The following is a 16,782-nucleotide window of genomic DNA, read 5'->3' on the forward strand; positions in this document are numbered from 1 at the left end:
GGGTGCCGGCAGGCGTCCTTGACCTGCGTTAATCCGAATTGGGGTGCCGGCGGCGATTTTCGTCAGGAAATGCCCTGACGCTGATTGCGCAGGGCTTCGCCGAGTGGCGTCTGCAGGTCGATGCGGATTTCGGAAACCACGTTGAGGTCCCTGTCCTCCCAGATATTTTCCCCGGGCCGTGCTGCGCGCCAGTCGGCGGCAATGCGGTCGCGCTCCTCGAGAAGAGAATGGATCTGCGGCCGGAAAGCCCGAAGCAATGCCGAAATCCAGCGATTGACCGGCCAGGAAGGCCGCGCATGGGCGATCTCGAAGCGATGCAGCAGGCGCTTCACCTTATCCGCCCCGTACCAGCGACCGCCCGTCACCCAGAGGTTGCTGGTGAAAAGCCGGAAGGGATAGCCGAACTCGTCCATGGAGATCCCGACAAGGTGACACAGATCCTCGTCCGCCCCCTCGGCGTGGGCCACCGGCTTGAACCCTTCGATCGTGCCCGAGTCGCGCACGAAGGTGTGAAAGTGTCCGTGCTCGCCCTCGACCCGATCCTCCACCGGATGCGCGTGGTAGTAATACTGGGCGTGCGTCTGCTCGTCATAGACGTCGTTTTCCGGGTAGTGATCCCATTCGTAAAAGGCGTCATTGCCCTTGAGCAACTCGCCCACGATGTTGTCCCCGGTTCTGGCCAGAATGGCGTGCCAAAAAAGGCTTTCGCGCAGCCAGGCGGCGGGCGGCGCGGACTCGTCGGGGGAGGGCTGGATGAGAAGATTGTCGGCCCAGTTCATCATCGCCGGTGCAGAGATGCCAGAGCCATGCTGCCTGCAGCAAACAACGCCACGGTCCCGAACTGCCAGACGAGCACCATGATGCCCGTGTCGTGCTCGTGAAAGAGCCTGAGACCGGCCGCGCCCAGCGCCGCCACAGCCAGGATGCCGAGTCCGGCCGTCACCGGCGGGTCGAACACATGCCCCCGGTGAAGCAACCAGCCCATCAGGACCCCCGGGGCAAGGCCTACCAGCGCGATGCCCGGAAAACACATGAAGTCGATATGGAGTGCCAGGCCGGCCGGCCCGAGCGAAACCCAGTCCTGCCAGCATCCCCGGCCCAGCAGGGCCAACCACAGGGCGAGCGGCACAAGCGGCATGAAAAGTTCGTAGCGCGGGCGGCCGGGCACGACCGAGCAGAAGGCCGCCGTGGCGGCGAAGATCGCCGTCATCAGGGCGGCCGCGACCTCGAACAGAAATCGGCTATCCTGCAATTGCGCGCCAAGGTCGGGACGCAGACCGAACAGCCAGACCACGATCGCCACAGCCGGCAGGGAAAGCGCGAGCCATGCGAGGAGCCGGGCATGCGGGGGCGACAGCCGACGCACGGGGCGGGCATCGTCGACCAGCGTCGTGATCAGGCTCTCCGTGCTCGTATATTCCGTGCTCTTGCTTCTCATTGCTCCCGCTCCGAGACGTCGCCGGCCGAAAGCCGCAGACGCAGAGTCTTGATCCCTCGGTGAACCGCCACCTTGAGCGCCGAGATGCTCACCCCGCTGGCACGCGACGCCTCGGCAAAGGTCATTTCCCGTATCTTGACCAGCTCGATCGCCTGGCGCTGCCGACGGGGCAAGGTGGCAATTACCTGGCGCAGTTTCCCGGGATCGCCGTAGGGCGAATCCTCTTCCCTCGCCTCCCTATTCGCCTGGGAGATGGAAAAGGTTTCAGTTTCGGGCACCTCGGCCACGGGATCGGTCGGATCGCGGCGATGGCGGCGCCCTGCATCGAGCAGACGATGGCGGGCAATGGCGGCGAGCCAGGGTTCGAAAGGCCGCGCCGGGTCATAGGTACGACGCGCGCGATGAAGGGAGATCAGGATCTCCTGAACAAGGTCTTCCTGTCCGTCAGGCCGGGACCAGCGCCGGCCCACATAGCGCCGCAGCCAGGGCAGCACCCCCTCCAGCAGTTGCCCGTAGGCCGCGCGGTCGCCGTTCTGGGCACGGCGCATAAGGTCGCGCCATTCATCGTTAAATTCCGCCATGACCCCCATTCCGACCGCGCCTGTCCGGCGCGGGCGCGACCCTCTTTGAACCGGCCGGACACCCCGTCATCGTGCCAGCCGGCGGCCAGCCGCCAATGTAACCTTTCCCGGCGCGGTGACGAAGAACAATACGGAAGATCACTTCCGGGGCCGGATGACCGGGCCGCCCGCTCGCGCGGCGCCTTCCGAGCCTTTCGGCAAAAAGCGGCAAATGTGTGACCGGATATTTCATGACCAGAAATTCGACAACGGGGAGCCAGATAAATGCGCAAACTCAGTAGGTCCGTTTCAGTCGGCCTGTTCACAGCTGCCGCGACGCTTGGCGGGGCCGGGCTGGTGGCGGCCAATCCCTGTGCTGTCCGCGGTAGCGGCAAGCGGGGCTGCCAGGCAGCGAGCTGCCGGGCCAATCCGTGCAAGGCGGGCAATCCTTGCGGGGCCCGCGCCGCTTGCGGCGCCAAGAATCCCTGCGGCGCCAAAAATCCCTGCGGCGCCAAGAACCCCTGCGGGGCCAAGAATCCCTGTGGCGCCAAGAATCCCTGCGGGGCAGGAAATCCGTGCAACCCCTGCAACCCCTGCAACCCGTGCGCGGGGGCCATGGCGCCGGCCAGCGAGAAATGCGTTGTGCCCCGTCTGGCCAAGGCCAATCCTTGTGCAGCCAAAAACCCCTGCGCCGCGAAGCGCGGGTGCGGCCCCTGCGGTGCGAAGAAAGGTTGCGCCGCCAAGAACCCCTGCGCTGCCAAGAATCCCTGCGCCGCCAAGAATCCCTGCGCTGCCAAGAACCCCTGCGGCGCTGGCAATCCTTGCAATCCGTGCAATCCCTGCGCGGGCGCCGGCGGGGCGGAAATCTCCTCGGCCGAAGCGGTGGCGGCCTATGATTGCGTCAAGCCGGAGTTGAAAGCGGGCTACGCCAAATCCGGGCTTGCGGTCGCCCGGGACTATCAGGGCTGGGCCAAGTACAATACGGTGCCCTACGAATCCGGGACTCACGGCTCGCGTTACGTCAACAACTACGCAAACGCGACCGCCAAGAACTACGGGAAATTCGAAGAGTCGGGCACGATGCCCGAAGGCTCGTTCCTGGCCAAGGACAGCATCCTGGCCGATGAAGCGGGCAAGGTGCGGCTCGGCCCGCTTTTCCTGATGGAAAAGATGGAGGCCGGGTTCAATGGCGATACCTTCGACTGGCGCTACACGATGGTCATGCCCGATGGCGCCATCGTTGGGACGACCAACGGGGACGGCCACAACAACGTCCAGTTCTGCGTGGATTGTCACAATCTTCAGGAACAACAGGACGCCATGTGGTTCCTGCCGGAAGAATTCCGCCAGAACTGATTTCGACCGCCCCTAGGCGCCGCCGCCATCCCCGCCTAAAGTCGGCAATCAGGGGGATCACTGATCCCCCTGAGCGCACCCGCGCGCGGATCAGTCAGCCGGCCGGCCATGCGCCGCTCATCACTCGCCAACCCCTGCCGTAACCAGAGGATCCACGACCATGACCTATTTTCCGTCCATGCCCGATGCTTCACTCATCCATTTCATGCGCCGCTATCCGCAATATGCCGAGCCGCTTCATCATTTCGTCGAAGCGGCGCTGCGCGCGCCGAACGGCGAATTGTCACCGGCCGAACGCGAGATGATTTTCGCTTATGTGTCAGGCCTGAACGGCTGCCAGTTCTGCCATGCAGCGCATACCGGCGTGGCGGAGGAAATGGGGTATCCCAAGGGTGAGATCAGCAATCTCCTCGAAGATTCCGGCCTCGCCGGTGCGTCGGCAAAAATGCGCCCGATCCTCGAATATGCGGCCAAGCTGACCGAGGATCCGACGTCTGTGGGAAAAGGCGATATTCAGGCGGTTCTCGACGCCGGATGGAGCGAGGATACCATGATGAACGTTGTCATGATCTGCGGTGCGGCCAATCTCTTCAATCGCTGGATCGAGGGGTGCGGCGTGAAGGCAAACCCGCAACATGTGAACGCCGGCATCAAGGCGCTCGCGCAGGGTGGCTATCTGGATATCATGGAAGCCGCCAAGGCCTGACGACGGAGCCGAACCAGATACCCAGGATATCCACCCGCGGAGGTCCGAATGACGTTGAACGAAAAACAGGCTGCATTATGCGAGGGGCACGGGTTTGACTTCTCGGGTCTTTCGGCGCTTTTCCTCAACTGCACCCTCAAGCCCAGCGGCACGCTGTCCCACACGGAAACACTCATGTCGGTTTCGGCCGAGATCATGACACGCAACGGCGTCGCGGTCGAAATGTTGCGGCCCGTGGATTTCGATCTGGCGCCCGGTGTTTACCCCGATATGCGCGAGCACGGATTTGCCACCGATGACTGGCCCGACCTCAGCCGCAAGGTTCTCGCGGCCGATATTCTGGTCGTCGGCACGCCGATCTGGCTGGGCGAGGAAAGCTCGGTCTGCCGTCGGCTGATCGAGCGGCTTTACAGCGAATCGGGCCGGCTGAACGAGGCCGGGCAATACATCTATTACGGGCGGGTGGCCGGCGCGGTGGTCACTGGCAATGAAGACGGCGTCAAGCATTGCGCGATGACCCTGTTCTACGCCCTGCAGCATCTCGGATATTCCATTCCTCCCCAGGCGGATGCCGGCTGGATCGGCGAGGCGGGGCCGGGCCCCTCCTATGGCGATGCGGGGTCGGGCGGGCCCGAGAACGACTTCACCCAGCGCAACATTACCTTCATGAGCTGGAATCTGATGCACATGGCCAGCCTGCTGCGCCGGGCGGGCGGCATCCCCGCCCATGGCAACCAGCGAGCCGAATGGGACGCAGGCTGCCGGTTCGACCACCCCAACCCGGATTACCGCTGAGCCACCGGTGCCTTTGACCGCATCGGGGCAGGCGCGGGTCATTCCGCGGCGAGCGCCTGTTTTTTCAGCATTTTCTGCGCCAGCTTGGGCCCCACGCCCGGCCGGCTCCAGGGGCAGACCGCGAGGCAGATGCCGCAGCCCTGCGAATCATTGAAATAGGCGACGCATTTGTCGAAATCGACATACCATTTTTTCTCGCCCCTGACCCATTGCTTGGCGTCATAGATAGCGTCGGGCGGACAGTTCCTGCGGCAAAGCTGGCAGCTGGCGCAAAATTCATCGACGCCAAAGTGATCCGCCCCGTCCTGGGCCAGCGGCATATCGGTCAGCACATAGGCAAGTCGGAAATTAGCGCCCAGTTCGCGGTTGATGATCGAGCCATGTTTGCCGAGTTCTCCCAGCCCCGCCGCCAGAGCGGGCGGAATCAGGCTGATCGCGCCCGCCATCGGCCCGCAATTGCCCTCGGCCGTGAATCCCATCCCGCGAATGTGGTCGGCGAGACGACGTGCGGTGTGAGTGCCATGGTTGTAAACATCGATAATGTGCGCACCACCGATCGAATCGACACCACGATCCACGATCCGCATCAGCTTGGCGTGATCCATCCGGACGCCGAGCATCACGATCGAGGGGTAATTCGGGTAAGTGTCGTAGCCCTCGAACACATATTCGTCGCGCATCGCCGTGATGCCGACGATGTCGGCCCCGTTGGCAAGTGCGAACGCCTTGATCGCCGTCGCGTTGGCCGACGGCCCGCTGTCGGATTTTTCGTCGCTGATGGGCGCGGGTGGCCTCTTTTCGAGCCGCGCCTGGTGGCGCATCGATGGCCAGTAACGACGGTTGGGCAGAAGCCGCAGATAAAAGAAGTTCTGCAGCCGCTCGTGGACGACCTTCACGGCCTTGTGATGGTAGATTGGCGTGGGCCGCCGTTTCGCGGGCTCGCCCAGACCGTTGATGGTATTGCCCGACGCCATGGGGCGCAGCAGCCTGTGCATCAGTGAGGGCTGGAACCCCCCGTCCCTGTCACGCCGGCTGGAGAATACACCCATCTACTTCCGCTCCCTGTTTCCTCTGCCGCCCGTCAGGGCCGGGCGGATTTTTTTTCAATTTCGCGCCGAGCCCCATGCGGCTCCGGCGGACCCGCAAAATCTAGCGCGAAAATCCCTCGCCTCAAAGCAACCGGGGGCGAAAGAGGCGCGTAACCTTTCACCCTTCGGCGGCGAATTACTCCGGTAGAGGGCCGCCTTCCGGGCAATGGTGGAGCGGCGGGAATACCGGAGCCGGGCACTGGAGCCGGGCACTGGAGCCGGGCACCGGAGCCGGGCACCGGGCCAAAAACGGATCGGGACGGAAACTGATCGGCGCATGACACGACTTCTAAACCTTTTCCTGGTTGTGGCTTTTTTCGGCCTGACTCTCACGTCCCTGCCGCTCGCGGCGCGCGAAGGGCCGCGAGAATGGTTTTCGGAATGGCCGAACACGGATTTCTCCAGGCATGCGGTCGATTTTGACGAAATCATCTCGGGCGGACCGCCGCGGGGCGGGATCCCGGCGATCATGGAGCCCCATTTCAAGCCGGCGGGCGAGCTTCTCGCATTGACCGAACAGGAGCCCGTCATCGGTCTCCAGATCGAGGGCGACTGGCGCGCCTACCCGCTGCGCATTCTCATGCGCCACGAGATCGTCAACGATATCGTCGCGGGCCGGCCCGTCGCAGTGACCTACTGCCCGCTCTGCAACTCCGCCGTGGTTTTCGACCGCCGGCTCGACGGACAGGTGCTGACCTTCAACACCACCGGCAAGCTTCGTCATTCCGATATGGTCATGTTCGATCTCGAGACCGAAAGCTGGTGGCAGCAATTCACGGGCAAGGGAATCGTTGGCGAGCTTACCGACGCGACCCTGACCAAACTGCCGGCCCGGCTCGAGTCCTTCGCCCTTTTCAAGGAGCGCGCAGCGGCGGCAGGCGCAACGGACCCCAAGGTCCTGGTGCCGACGCCCGGCCACGACATTTTCCGCTCCTACGGCCGCAACCCCTATGTCGGTTACGACAAGATGTCGCGTCCGCCGCTTTACGACGGGTCCCTGCCGGAGGGGATCGAACCCCTGGCACGGGTCGTCGTCATCGGTGATGAGGCCTGGCCGATGCAGCGTGTGCGCGAGCACGGGCCCATCCGGCATGGCGATCTGATCATCAGCTGGCGGGCGGGCCAGCGCTCCGTCCTCGATACACGCGACATCAGCCGCGGGCGTGAGGTCGGCAACATCATCGTGCAACGCGAAACCTCAAACGGGCTCGAGGATGTCGTCCACGACGTCAGCTTCGCCTTCGCGTTTCATGCCTTCAACCCGGAGGGGACGCTGCATCTGAAATGATGGCGCCCGGGGCGTCCGGCCATCCCACCCGGCCGCATTCCCCACTGTTACCCCATGGGGCCCTGTCAGGTGGTCCTCCTCAGCCCCCTAGACCTGACGTGCCCCGGTCCTCCGCGACAGACAAAGTCGCGGAGGACCACGGGGGCAACTCCCAAGCGCCGTCGCGCGACGCCCTGGCTGAACGTGTGAAGAGCAAGGGGCTGGTGGGCCCGGCAGGACTCGAACCTGCGACAACACCGTTATGAGCGGCGTGTTCTAACCAGCTGAACTACGGGCCCGACAGCCGACAGGCGGCGGGACGCACTATAGCAAGGCGCGTCCGGCCTGAAAGGCAAAAGGCGGCGAGACGCCCTCAGGTGTCGAGGAAGCTGCGAAGTTTTCGCGACCGGCTCGGATGCTTCAGCTTGCGCAGTGCCTTGGCCTCGATCTGGCGGATGCGTTCCCGCGTGACCGAGAATTGCTGGCCCACTTCTTCCAGCGTGTGGTCGGTATTCATCCCGATGCCGAAGCGCATGCGCAGCACCCGCTCCTCGCGCGGTGTCAGGCTGGCCAGTACGCGGGTCGTGGTTTCGCGCAGATTGGCGTTGATCGCCGCATCGAGCGGCTGCACGGCGTTCTTGTCCTCGATGAAATCGCCGAGATGGCTGTCCTCCTCGTCCCCGATCGGCGTTTCCAGACTGATCGGCTCCTTGGCGATCTTCATCACCTTGCGGACCTTCTCGAGCGGCATGCCGAGCCGTTCGGCCAGCTCCTCCGGGGTCGGCTCGCGGCCGATCTCGTGCAGCATCTGCCGGCTGGTCCGCACCAGCTTGTTGATCGTCTCGATCATATGGACGGGAATCCGGATCGTCCGGGCCTGATCGGCAATCGAGCGCGTAATGGCCTGACGGATCCACCACGTCGCGTAGGTGGAGAACTTGTAGCCGCGGCGGTACTCGAACTTGTCCACCGCCTTCATCAGGCCGATATTCCCTTCCTGGATCAGATCGAGGAACTGAAGCCCGCGATTGGTGTATTTCTTGGCAATCGAAATGACGAGGCGGAGATTGGCCTCGACCATTTCCTTCTTGGCACGGGCGGCCTCGCGCTCACCTTCCTGCACGGTGCGTACGATGCGCCGGAACTCGCCCAGATCGAGTCCCACCTCGTTGGCCATCTCAGCCAGCTCGGCGCGCAGCGTCTTGACCTCTTCACCGTGTTTCTCGGCGAACGCCTTCCAGCCCTTCGCCTTGAGGCGCGAGGCCTTGCTGACCCAGCGCGGGTCCATCTCGGCGCCGAAATAACGGTCAAGATATTCCTTGCGGTCCACGCCACAGGCGGCCGCCAGCCGCAGCATATGGCCCTCTTTCTGGACCATGGCCCGGTTGAGGCCGTAGAGCTCGTCCATGAGCTGCTCGATCCGCGCATTGTTGAGATGCACCTGGTCGAGAATCTCGACAAGCTGGCGGGTGAGCGTCTCGTAACGCTTGTCGGCCCCGCGCGGCGCGGCCGAGCCGCCACGGGCGGCTGCCAGGCGGGAGGTCTGGAGCTTGTTCAGCTTCTTATAGGTCTTGGCGATGAGATCGAACTGTTCGAGCACGGCAGGCTTGAGGGCGGCTTCCATCGCGGCGAGCGACATGTTGGCCTCTTCGCCGTCGTCGTCGTCATCGTCCTCGCTGTCATCATCCGCGGCGCCGGCTTCCGTCTCCTCCTCCTCGTCGCTGTCATCCTGGTCCCCGGACCCGCCGGCGCTGTTGTCCGGCGTGGCGCCGCCATAGGTGGCATCCAGGTCGATGATATCGCGCAGCAGGATCTCTTCCTTGAGGAGCGCGTCGCGCCAGGCGATGATGGCGCGCATGGTCAGCGGGCTTTCGCAGATGCCACCGATCATTTTCTCGCGGCCGGCCTCGATCCGCTTGGCGATCTCGATCTCGCCCTCGCGCGACAGCAACTCCACGCTGCCCATCTCACGAAGGTACATACGCACGGGGTCGTCCGTGCGTCCCACATCGTCGTCACTCAGGTTGCCGGCCTTGGACCCGTCCTCGTCGTCATCGGCCCCGTCGCCCTTGTCCTTGGCGTCGGCGTCCTCGTCCTCGGCATCCGAATCGCTTTCCACGATGGAAATCCCCATCTCGGAAAGGGCGGCCATCGTGTCCTCGATCTGCTCCGAAGCGGTCTTGTCCTGGGGCAGCGCCTTGTTCACCTCGTCATAGGTGACGTAGCCGCGCTCCTTGCCCAGCGTGAGGAGCTTCTTCACGTTGGCATCAGCCTCTTCGATGAGCGGGGCGTCCTGATCGTCCGCCTTTTTCGCCGTCGGTTTCTTTTTCGTTTTCGTCGCCATGGGCTCGTCGTTACTCCGCATGAACGGGTTGCCGGGGCCTGGGCCCCGCCTGATTGGCCGGTTAGCGGGCCGGCGCCCGAGAGCCCGAAAATCCGTGGCCGGGCGGGACGCGGTCAGAAAGCACCGCCGCCCTCGTCCTCGTTGCCGTCACGGGCCAGTTCCTCCTCTTTTTGAGCGAGAAAGCGGCTCCAGCTTTCCTCACTCATATCCTCGGCCAGGTCGCGCTCCATCGCCGCTCGCTCCTCGGCCGACATCTCGCGCCGATACCGCGCCAGTGTGTCCCGGAAGCCGGAAACGGCCTCCTCGGGACTGGCTTCAGGCCGGGCGAAAAAGGCGTGTCGGTAGAGGTCGGGCGCCAGCAGCTGGTCAACCAGGGCCGCCAGGTTTCTGGTCCTCAGATGGTCCTTCAACCCTTCAGAATCAATATCCGGATGGAGGCTGGCCACGTTTATGACCTCCTGGCGAAGCCTGTCAAGCTGGCCGTCGGCGAAGCCAAGCGTTCCCAGCTCCTCGGCCACCTCGTCCATGATCGAGAGATGGTTGACCAGGGTAGCCAGGAGGATCCGCTGACGCAGGCGGGCCGCATCCAGCCGGGTCCGGGTTCCTTCGCCCGCATTGGGGCCCCAATCCAGCCCGAAATCGCGGTCCTGGCGCCATTTTTTGCCGCCGCGCCCGGCCAGACCACCCGATTTTCGCGTTTTTTCGCCGAAAAACTGCCGCGAAAGGCGGAAGAACGCGTCCCGATAGTGACGCCGCACGGCCGGATCGGCGATCTGGCGGGTGATCTCCTCGAGGCGCTGATCGAGGCGCGCGCGACGCTCGGGCGTCTCGAAGCGGCGGTCGGCCGTTTCCATGGCCCAGAGCTGATCGACCAGCGGCCGGGCCTCGGTGATAAGGGCGCGCATGGCCGCCGGCCCCGCCGTCTGGATCAGACTGTCCGGGTCCTCGCCCGCCGGCAGATAGGCGAAGCGCAGGGAATACCCGGGCGCAAGCAGCGCCAGCGCGCGCTCCGCCGCGCGGGCCGCCGCGCGCTGGCCGGCCGCATCGCCATCGAAACACAGGACCGGTTCGGGCGCGCCCCGCCAGAGAAGCCGCAGGTGATCCTCGGTCAGGGCCGTGCCCAGCGGCGCCACCGCGGCGCGAAATCCCGCCTGGCTCAGCGCGATCACATCCATATAGCCTTCGGCGACGATGATCTCGCCCGTGTCATAAGCCGCCTTGCGCGCGGGGCCGAGCCCGTAGAGCACGCGCGACTTGTGGAAGAGCGGCGTTTCGGGGGAGTTGAGATATTTGGGCTTGCCGTCGCCGAGCGTGCGACCGCCAAAACCGATGACCCGGCCGCGCACGTCGGTAATGGGAAAGATGATCCGGTCGCGGAAGCGATCGTAAAGTGTCCCGTCATGATCTGAGCGGCCGACGAGCCCGGCCTCGATCATGATGTTTTCAGGGACATTCGCTTTCCTGAGTTCCTCGTACAGCGCGCCCCGGCGATCCGGGGCGAAGCCCAGGTGAAACCTGGCTGCCACCTCGCCCGAGACGCCGCGCGCCTTCAGATAGGCGACGGCGGCGGTCCCCCCGGGCGCGCGAAGCTGCGCCTTGAAATAGGCGGTCGCGATCTCGAGCGCCCCCAGCAGGGTCTGGCGCTTTTCCCCGGCCTCCTGATCTTCCCGGCTCCCCGCCGGAACCTCGAGACCCGCTGCCTGCGCCAGTTTTTCGAGGGCATCGCGAAAGGCCAGCCCCTCGGTCCGCATGACGAATTCGAGCGCGTCGCCCGATGCCCCGCAGCCGAAACAGTGGAACACGCCTTTCTCGTCATTGACCCAGAAAGAGGGTGTCTTCTCCTGGTGAAACGGGCACAGCCCCGTCAGTTCGCGGCCCTTCTTGGTCAGGGCCACGTGCCGGCCGACTACATCGGACAGCCGGGTTCGCGTCTTGAGTTCTTCCAGAAACTCGGGCGGGAATGCCATCCTGCCGCCACTGCCTCCCCAAAACCGCCGGACGCCCCTGAAGGTCCGGCCGCGTTAATCCGGCCGGTCAGCTCCCCAGTGCCTTTTTCGCCGCCCCGCTGGCCGCCCCCATATCCATCCGGCCCGCATAGCGTTCCTTCAGGACGCCCATGACCTTGCCCATATCCTTGAGGCTGCCGGCGCCGGTTTCGGTAACCGCCTCGGCCACCGCCGCCTGAATTTCGGACTGGCTCATTTGCGCCGGCAGGAATCGGCGGATGACCTCGATTTCGCCCTGCTCCTGGGCCACCAGGTCGGCGCGCCCGCCCTTCTCGTAGGCGGCGATGCTCTCGTGGCGCTGCTTGATCATCTTCTGCAACAGGTCGAGAATCTGCTCGTCCGAAATGCCCTCGGCATTGCCGTCGCTGCGCACCGCGATGTCGCGGTCCTTGATCGCGGCGAGGATCAGGCGGAGCGTGGAGACCGAACGCGAATCCTTGGATTTGAGCGCGGTCTTGAGCGCCTCGTTCAATTCTTTGCGCATGAGCCTGACATAGGAAACCCGGGAAAAATGCCAAGGCGTGCCCTGGCGAGGAGGAGGACCCTATCCCAAAGCCCGGTCTGGGGCAATGGCGTTGGTGTTATGTAAAACATTGGAATAAAAGCGTTTTTCTTGCCATATCGGGGTTGACGGCGGCATATGTTTTGCTTAGAAACGCCGAAATCCGACGGAGGGTCATTCGCCCTCCCTCAACCCGCGATCGAGGAACACCATTTCATGCCCCACTCCCCCGCAGAAACGCGGCCGGGTAAGGGCCCGGCTGAGGGCGCGACGGGGGTATTGGTTCTCGAAGACGGGACGGTCTTTTGGGGCACCGGCTTCGGCAAGCCGGGCGAGGCGGTGGGCGAGCTCTGTTTCAACACCGCCATGACCGGCTATCAGGAAATTCTGAGCGACCCCTCCTACGCCGCCCAGATCATCACCTTCACCTTCCCTCATATCGGCAATGTCGGCACCAATGACGAGGATATTGAGGCGACGACCCCCTGGGCGCGCGGGCTGGTGGTGCGGGCCGATGTGCGCGAGCCGTCGAACTACCGCGCGCTCCGCCATCTCGACCCGTGGCTGCTCTCTCACGGGCTCGTGGGGCTGGCCGGGATCGACACCCGCCGGCTCACCCGCCGGCTCCGGGACGAAGGGGCGGCCAATGGCGTCGTCTGCCACGCGCCGGACGGCGACTTCGATCTCGACAGGCTCACCGGCATCGCGCGCGCCTGGCCCGGGCTCAAGGGTATGGACCTGGCCCGCGACGTGACCACCCGGCAGACCTACGAATGGCGCGAGACACAGTGGCGCTGGAACGAGGGTTATGGCCGGCAGGAAGCGCCCCGGCACCATGTGGTGGCGATCGATTACGGCGTAAAACGCAATATCCTGCGCTGCCTTGCCTCCCTTGGCTGTCGCGTCACCGTGGTGCCGGCCACGACGGCGACCGAGGATGTGATGGCGCTCGCGCCGGACGGCATCTTTCTCTCGAACGGACCGGGCGATCCGGCGGCGACAGGGCAATATGCCGTGCCCGAGATACGCAAGCTGCTCGATACCGGCAAGCCCGTCTTCGGTATCTGTCTCGGCCACCAGATGCTGGCCCTGGCACTGGGGGCGACAACCGAGAAAATGCATCACGGGCATCGCGGCGCCAATCATCCGATCAAGAACCTCGCCACCGGCCGGGTCGAAATCACGAGCCAGAACCATGGCTTCGTCGTCGCCAGGGACAGCCTGCCCGAGGGCGTGGACGCCACCCACATCTCGCTTTTCGACGGCACGCTCGCCGGCCTCGCGCTCAGGGACCGTCCCGTGTTTTCCGTCCAGTACCATCCCGAAGCCTCGCCCGGCCCGCAGGACAGCCGATACCTGTTCGAAAATTTCATTCGCGCGATGGATCAGTCCTGATGCCCAGGCGGACCGACATTCAATCGATCCTGATCATCGGCGCCGGCCCCATCATCATCGGCCAGGCCTGCGAATTCGATTACTCCGGCACACAGGCCTGCAAGGCGCTGCGCGAGGACGGCTACCGGATCATCCTGGTCAATTCCAACCCGGCCACGATCATGACCGATCCTGACATGGCGGACGCGACCTATGTGGAGCCCATCACACCCGAGATCGTCGCCCGGATCATCGAAAAGGAGCGCCCGGACGCCCTGTTGCCCACGATGGGCGGGCAGACGGCGCTCAATACCGCTCTCTCGCTCTACCAGGACGGAACCCTCGATCGCTACGGCGTCGAACTTATCGGTGCAAATCAGACCGCGATCGAGATGGCCGAGGATCGCCAGCTCTTTCGCGAGGCCATGACGCGTATCGGACTGGAGTCACCGCGCGCCAGGGTCGTGCATTCACTCGACGACGCGATGGCGGCGCTCGATCAGATCGGGCTGCCGGCGATCATCCGGCCCAGCTACACGTTGGGCGGCACCGGCGGAGGCATCGCCTATAACCGGGACGAATACCGCGAGATCGTCCGAGGTGGCCTCGACGCATCGCCGGTCACCGAGGTGCTGGTGGAGGAATCGGTCCTCGGCTGGAAGGAGTTCGAGATGGAAGTCGTCCGCGACAAGGCGGACAACTGCATCATCGTCTGCTCGATCGAGAATGTTGACCCGATGGGCATTCACACAGGCGACAGCATAACTGTGGCGCCGGCGCTGACCCTGACGGACAAGGAATACCAGATCATGCGCAACGCCTCGATCGCGGTGCTGCGCGAGATCGGCGTCGATACCGGTGGTTCCAACGTCCAGTTTGCCGTCGACCCCGCAAGCGGGCGGCTCGTCGTGATCGAGATGAACCCGCGCGTCTCGCGTTCCTCGGCACTCGCCAGCAAGGCCACGGGCTTTCCCATCGCCAAGGTGGCGGCCCGGCTGGCGGTCGGCTACACGCTGGACGAGCTGGACAACGACATCACCGGGGTCACCCCCGCCTCCTTCGAGCCATCGATCGATTACGTCGTCACCAAGATCCCGCGGTTCGCTTTCGAGAAATTCCGTGGTGCCAAGCCCTTGCTCACCACCTCGATGAAATCGGTGGGCGAAGCAATGGCGATCGGGCGCAATTTTGCCGAATCTTTGCAGAAAGCGCTGCGATCACTCGAAACCGGGCTGACCGGCTTGAATGAAATCGAGATCCCCGGTGCGGCGGGTGATGATGGCAAGGATGCGATCCGCGCCGCCCTCGGCCGGCCCACACCGGACCGGCTTCTGGTTGCGGCCCAGGCCCTGCGCGCCGGGCTCGACATTGACGAGGTGCACGCCGCCTGCCGGATCGACCCGTGGTTCCTTGGCCAGATCGCCGATATCGTGGCTCTCGAAAAATCGGTTCGCCAGGATGGCCTGCCCGCGACGGCGGCCGGGCTTCGCCGGCTCAAGAAAATGGGCTTCGGAGATGCCCGTCTGGCCGAGCTTTCGGGCATACCCGTCGCCGAGGTCGTCCGTCGCCGTCATGCGGCCGGCGTCACGCCTGTCTACAAGCGTATCGACACCTGCGCGGCCGAGTTCCCGTCCCTGACCCCGTACATGTATTCCGCCTATGAGGGCGATGACGTCAGCCCGGCCGAATGCGAGTCGGCCCCGACCGAACGCGACAAGGTCATCATTCTGGGCGGTGGCCCCAACCGTATCGGCCAGGGAATCGAGTTTGACTATTGCTGCGTGCACGCGGTCTTCGCGCTGCGCGAGGCGGGGTTCGAGACCATCATGGTCAACTGCAATCCGGAAACAGTCTCGACCGATTACGATACGTCCGACCGCCTTTATTTCGAGCCGCTGACGGAAGAGGACGTGATCGAGCTCGCGCGCCTGGAACAGAGCCGGGGCACGCTCCGGGGCGTGATCGTGCAGTTCGGCGGCCAGACGCCTCTCAAACTGGCGCAGGCCTTGGAAGACGCCGACATCCCCATCCTTGGCACCTCGCCCGACGCGATTGACCTGGCCGAAGATCGCGAGCGGTTCCAGGGACTCCTCACCCGCATCGGCCTCAAGCAGCCCAGAAACGCGATCGCCTCCAGCGAAGCGGACGCCATCGCGAAGGCGGATAAAGTGGGATATCCGGTCGTCATCCGCCCGTCTTACGTGCTGGGCGGCCGGGCCATGGAAATCGTCCACGACGAGGCGGGGCTCAAGACCTACATGGCGGAAGCGGTCAAGGTCTCGGGCGACGATCCGGTTCTGATCGACACTTTTCTGCAGGACGCGATCGAGGTGGATGTCGACGCCATCAGCGACGGCGAGCGGGTTTTCGTCGCCGGCATTATGGAACATATCGAGGAGGCGGGTATCCATTCGGGCGACTCGGCCTGTTCGCTCCCGCCCCACTCGCTCCCGCCGGCAATCATCGAGGCGCTTGAGGAGCAAACCCGCAAGCTTGCCCTGGCCCTCAATGTGGTGGGGCTGATGAACGTACAGTTTGCGGTCAAGGGCGGGGACATCTTCATCCTCGAGGCGAACCCGCGGGCGAGCCGGACCGTGCCTTTTGTCGCCAAGGCCACCGGCAAGCCCATCGCCAAGATCGCCGCCCGCGTCATGGCCGGCGAAACCCTTGACGGATTCGATATTCAACCCGTGCCGGGCAAGCACATCGCCGTCAAGGAAGCCGTGTTCCCGTTTGCCCGGTTCCCCGGCGTGGACATCATCCTCGGCCCCGAAATGAAATCGACGGGTGAGGTGATGGGAATAGATACGGACTTCGCCCGCGCGTTCGCCAAATCGCAGCTTGGCAGCGGCGTGCGCCTGCCGGAATCCGGCACGGCCTTTGTCTCGGTGCGCGACCACGACAAGACTGCGAGCATCGTGCTCGCCCAAAACCTGGCCGAGCTGGGCTTTAATCTGATTGCGACACGCGGCACCGCCCGTGTCCTGAAAGCGGCCGGTCTTACCGTGACGGAAGTGAACAAGGTGCTGGAGGGCCGGCCGCATATCGTGGACGCCATGATCAGCGGCGATGTGCAACTCGTCTTCAACACCACCGAGGGCGCGCAGGCAATCGCCGACAGCTTCTCGCTCCGCCGCACGGCCCTGACCCACAAGATCCCCTATTACACCACGATGGCGGGCGCCCTTGCCGCGGCCGAGGCAATCCGGGCACTGAAAAAGGGACAACTCGACGTCGCCCCGTTGCAGTCCTTTTTTTCCGCTGGCCCATCCCCTAAAACGGTCTAGGTCATTACCAGCCCAAATGGCAGCACAAGCTCAAGCGGCTGCGGGGGATCGCGGGACGG

The 16,782-nt window shown here is 64.3% G+C and carries 13 protein-coding genes and 1 tRNA gene; 6 read left to right on the forward strand and 8 right to left on the reverse strand.

Features of this window, described 5'->3' with window-relative positions; genetic code table 11:
- Nucleotides 1-62 precede the first annotated feature (62 nt).
- The 3 genes from RLQ26_03515 to RLQ26_03525 are packed head-to-tail and all read right to left on the reverse strand — an operon-like array spanning nucleotide 63 to nucleotide 2,019.
- Nucleotides 63-782, reverse strand: coding sequence for a hypothetical protein (locus RLQ26_03515; protein MEQ9087789.1), 720 nt, complete (start codon nucleotides 780-782; stop codon nucleotides 63-65).
- Entirely contained in the window at nucleotides 779-1,438 is a 660-nt protein-coding gene (locus RLQ26_03520) for an NrsF family protein (protein MEQ9087790.1), read from the reverse strand. Before RLQ26_03520 ends, RLQ26_03515 begins: the two co-directional genes overlap by 4 nt.
- A complete protein-coding gene (locus RLQ26_03525; protein ID MEQ9087791.1) occupies nucleotides 1,435-2,019 on the reverse strand; it encodes a sigma-70 family RNA polymerase sigma factor in 585 nt (194 codons plus the stop codon). Before RLQ26_03525 ends, RLQ26_03520 begins: the two co-directional genes overlap by 4 nt.
- A gap of 594 nt (nucleotides 2,020-2,613) precedes the next feature.
- Between RLQ26_03525 and RLQ26_03530 the strand changes: the two genes are divergently transcribed.
- The 3 genes from RLQ26_03530 (at nucleotide 2,614) to RLQ26_03540 (ending at nucleotide 4,855) form a co-directional block, all read left to right on the forward strand.
- Nucleotides 2,614-3,354: a cytochrome P460 family protein gene (locus RLQ26_03530; protein ID MEQ9087792.1), complete on the forward strand. Its 741-nt coding sequence runs from the start codon at nucleotides 2,614-2,616 to the stop codon at nucleotides 3,352-3,354.
- Nucleotides 3,355-3,514: 160 nt separating this feature from the next.
- On the forward strand, nucleotides 3,515-4,060 hold the full coding sequence (locus RLQ26_03535) for a carboxymuconolactone decarboxylase family protein (GenBank protein MEQ9087793.1): 546 nt from the start codon (nucleotides 3,515-3,517) through the stop codon (nucleotides 4,058-4,060).
- A 48-nt stretch (nucleotides 4,061-4,108) separates the two neighbouring features.
- Complete coding sequence (locus tag RLQ26_03540) at nucleotides 4,109-4,855, forward strand: NAD(P)H-dependent oxidoreductase (protein ID MEQ9087794.1); 747 nt, start codon at nucleotides 4,109-4,111, stop codon at nucleotides 4,853-4,855.
- 38 nt (nucleotides 4,856-4,893) lie between these two features.
- Here the strand turns inward: RLQ26_03540 and RLQ26_03545 are convergent, their stop codons facing one another.
- Nucleotides 4,894-5,904 (reverse strand): 4Fe-4S dicluster domain-containing protein, encoded by a 1,011-nt coding sequence (locus RLQ26_03545; GenBank protein ID MEQ9087795.1) that lies wholly within the window; start codon nucleotides 5,902-5,904, stop codon nucleotides 4,894-4,896.
- Nucleotides 5,905-6,220: 316 nt separating this feature from the next.
- Between RLQ26_03545 and RLQ26_03550 the strand changes: the two genes are divergently transcribed.
- Nucleotides 6,221-7,231 carry a DUF3179 domain-containing protein gene (locus RLQ26_03550; protein ID MEQ9087796.1) on the forward strand — a complete coding sequence of 337 codons (1,011 nt, stop codon included), beginning with the start codon at nucleotides 6,221-6,223 and terminating at the stop codon, nucleotides 7,229-7,231.
- Between the two features lie 201 nt (nucleotides 7,232-7,432).
- Here RLQ26_03550 and RLQ26_03555 read toward each other — a convergent pair.
- The 4 genes from RLQ26_03555 to RLQ26_03570 all read right to left on the reverse strand — a co-directional run bounded on the left by RLQ26_03555 (nucleotide 7,433) and on the right by RLQ26_03570 (nucleotide 12,044).
- Nucleotides 7,433-7,509, reverse strand: a tRNA-Ile gene (locus RLQ26_03555).
- Between the two features lie 74 nt (nucleotides 7,510-7,583).
- Entirely contained in the window at nucleotides 7,584-9,554 is a 1,971-nt protein-coding gene (gene rpoD / locus RLQ26_03560; GenBank protein MEQ9087797.1) for an RNA polymerase sigma factor RpoD, read from the reverse strand.
- 113 nt (nucleotides 9,555-9,667) lie between these two features.
- Complete coding sequence (dnaG, locus tag RLQ26_03565; GenBank protein MEQ9087798.1) at nucleotides 9,668-11,521, reverse strand: DNA primase; 1,854 nt, start codon at nucleotides 11,519-11,521, stop codon at nucleotides 9,668-9,670.
- A gap of 67 nt (nucleotides 11,522-11,588) precedes the next feature.
- Nucleotides 11,589-12,044 (reverse strand): GatB/YqeY domain-containing protein, encoded by a 456-nt coding sequence (locus RLQ26_03570; GenBank protein ID MEQ9087799.1) that lies wholly within the window; start codon nucleotides 12,042-12,044, stop codon nucleotides 11,589-11,591.
- A 234-nt stretch (nucleotides 12,045-12,278) separates the two neighbouring features.
- Here RLQ26_03570 and carA point away from each other — a divergent pair, with 234 nt between their 5' ends.
- On the forward strand, nucleotides 12,279-13,457 hold the full coding sequence (carA, locus tag RLQ26_03575) for a glutamine-hydrolyzing carbamoyl-phosphate synthase small subunit (protein MEQ9087800.1): 1,179 nt from the start codon (nucleotides 12,279-12,281) through the stop codon (nucleotides 13,455-13,457).
- Nucleotides 13,457-16,723: a carbamoyl-phosphate synthase large subunit gene (gene carB / locus RLQ26_03580; protein MEQ9087801.1), complete on the forward strand. Its 3,267-nt coding sequence runs from the start codon at nucleotides 13,457-13,459 to the stop codon at nucleotides 16,721-16,723. The genes carA and carB overlap by 1 nt, the downstream gene beginning before the upstream one ends.
- Nucleotides 16,724-16,782 lie beyond the last annotated feature (59 nt).

It is taken from the genome of Alphaproteobacteria bacterium (genome assembly GCA_040220875.1).
GTDB lineage: Bacteria > Pseudomonadota > Alphaproteobacteria > JAVJVX01 > JAVJVX01 > JAVJVX01.

Bases quoted from the DNA above. Each gene is read 5' to 3' on its own strand.
- RLQ26_03525 (MEQ9087791.1), bottom strand. From the start codon at position 2,019: ATGGCGGAATTTAACGATGAATGGCGCGACCTTATGCGCCGTGCCCAG.
- rpoD (MEQ9087797.1), bottom strand. From the start codon at position 9,554: ATGGCGACGAAAACGAAAAAGAAACCGACGGCGAAAAAGGCGGACGAT.
- RLQ26_03520 (MEQ9087790.1), bottom strand. From the start codon at position 1,438: ATGAGAAGCAAGAGCACGGAATATACGAGCACGGAGAGCCTGATCACG.
- RLQ26_03545 (MEQ9087795.1), bottom strand. From the start codon at position 5,904: ATGGGTGTATTCTCCAGCCGGCGTGACAGGGACGGGGGGTTCCAGCCC.
- RLQ26_03535 (MEQ9087793.1), top strand. From the start codon at position 3,515: ATGACCTATTTTCCGTCCATGCCCGATGCTTCACTCATCCATTTCATG.
- dnaG (MEQ9087798.1), bottom strand. From the start codon at position 11,521: ATGGCATTCCCGCCCGAGTTTCTGGAAGAACTCAAGACGCGAACCCGG.
- RLQ26_03570 (MEQ9087799.1), bottom strand. From the start codon at position 12,044: ATGCGCAAAGAATTGAACGAGGCGCTCAAGACCGCGCTCAAATCCAAG.
- RLQ26_03530 (MEQ9087792.1), top strand. From the start codon at position 2,614: ATGGCGCCGGCCAGCGAGAAATGCGTTGTGCCCCGTCTGGCCAAGGCC.
- RLQ26_03515 (MEQ9087789.1), bottom strand. From the start codon at position 782: ATGATGAACTGGGCCGACAATCTTCTCATCCAGCCCTCCCCCGACGAG.
- RLQ26_03550 (MEQ9087796.1), top strand. From the start codon at position 6,221: ATGACACGACTTCTAAACCTTTTCCTGGTTGTGGCTTTTTTCGGCCTG.
- carA (MEQ9087800.1), top strand. From the start codon at position 12,279: ATGCCCCACTCCCCCGCAGAAACGCGGCCGGGTAAGGGCCCGGCTGAG.
- RLQ26_03540 (MEQ9087794.1), top strand. From the start codon at position 4,109: ATGACGTTGAACGAAAAACAGGCTGCATTATGCGAGGGGCACGGGTTT.
- carB (MEQ9087801.1), top strand. From the start codon at position 13,457: ATGCCCAGGCGGACCGACATTCAATCGATCCTGATCATCGGCGCCGGC.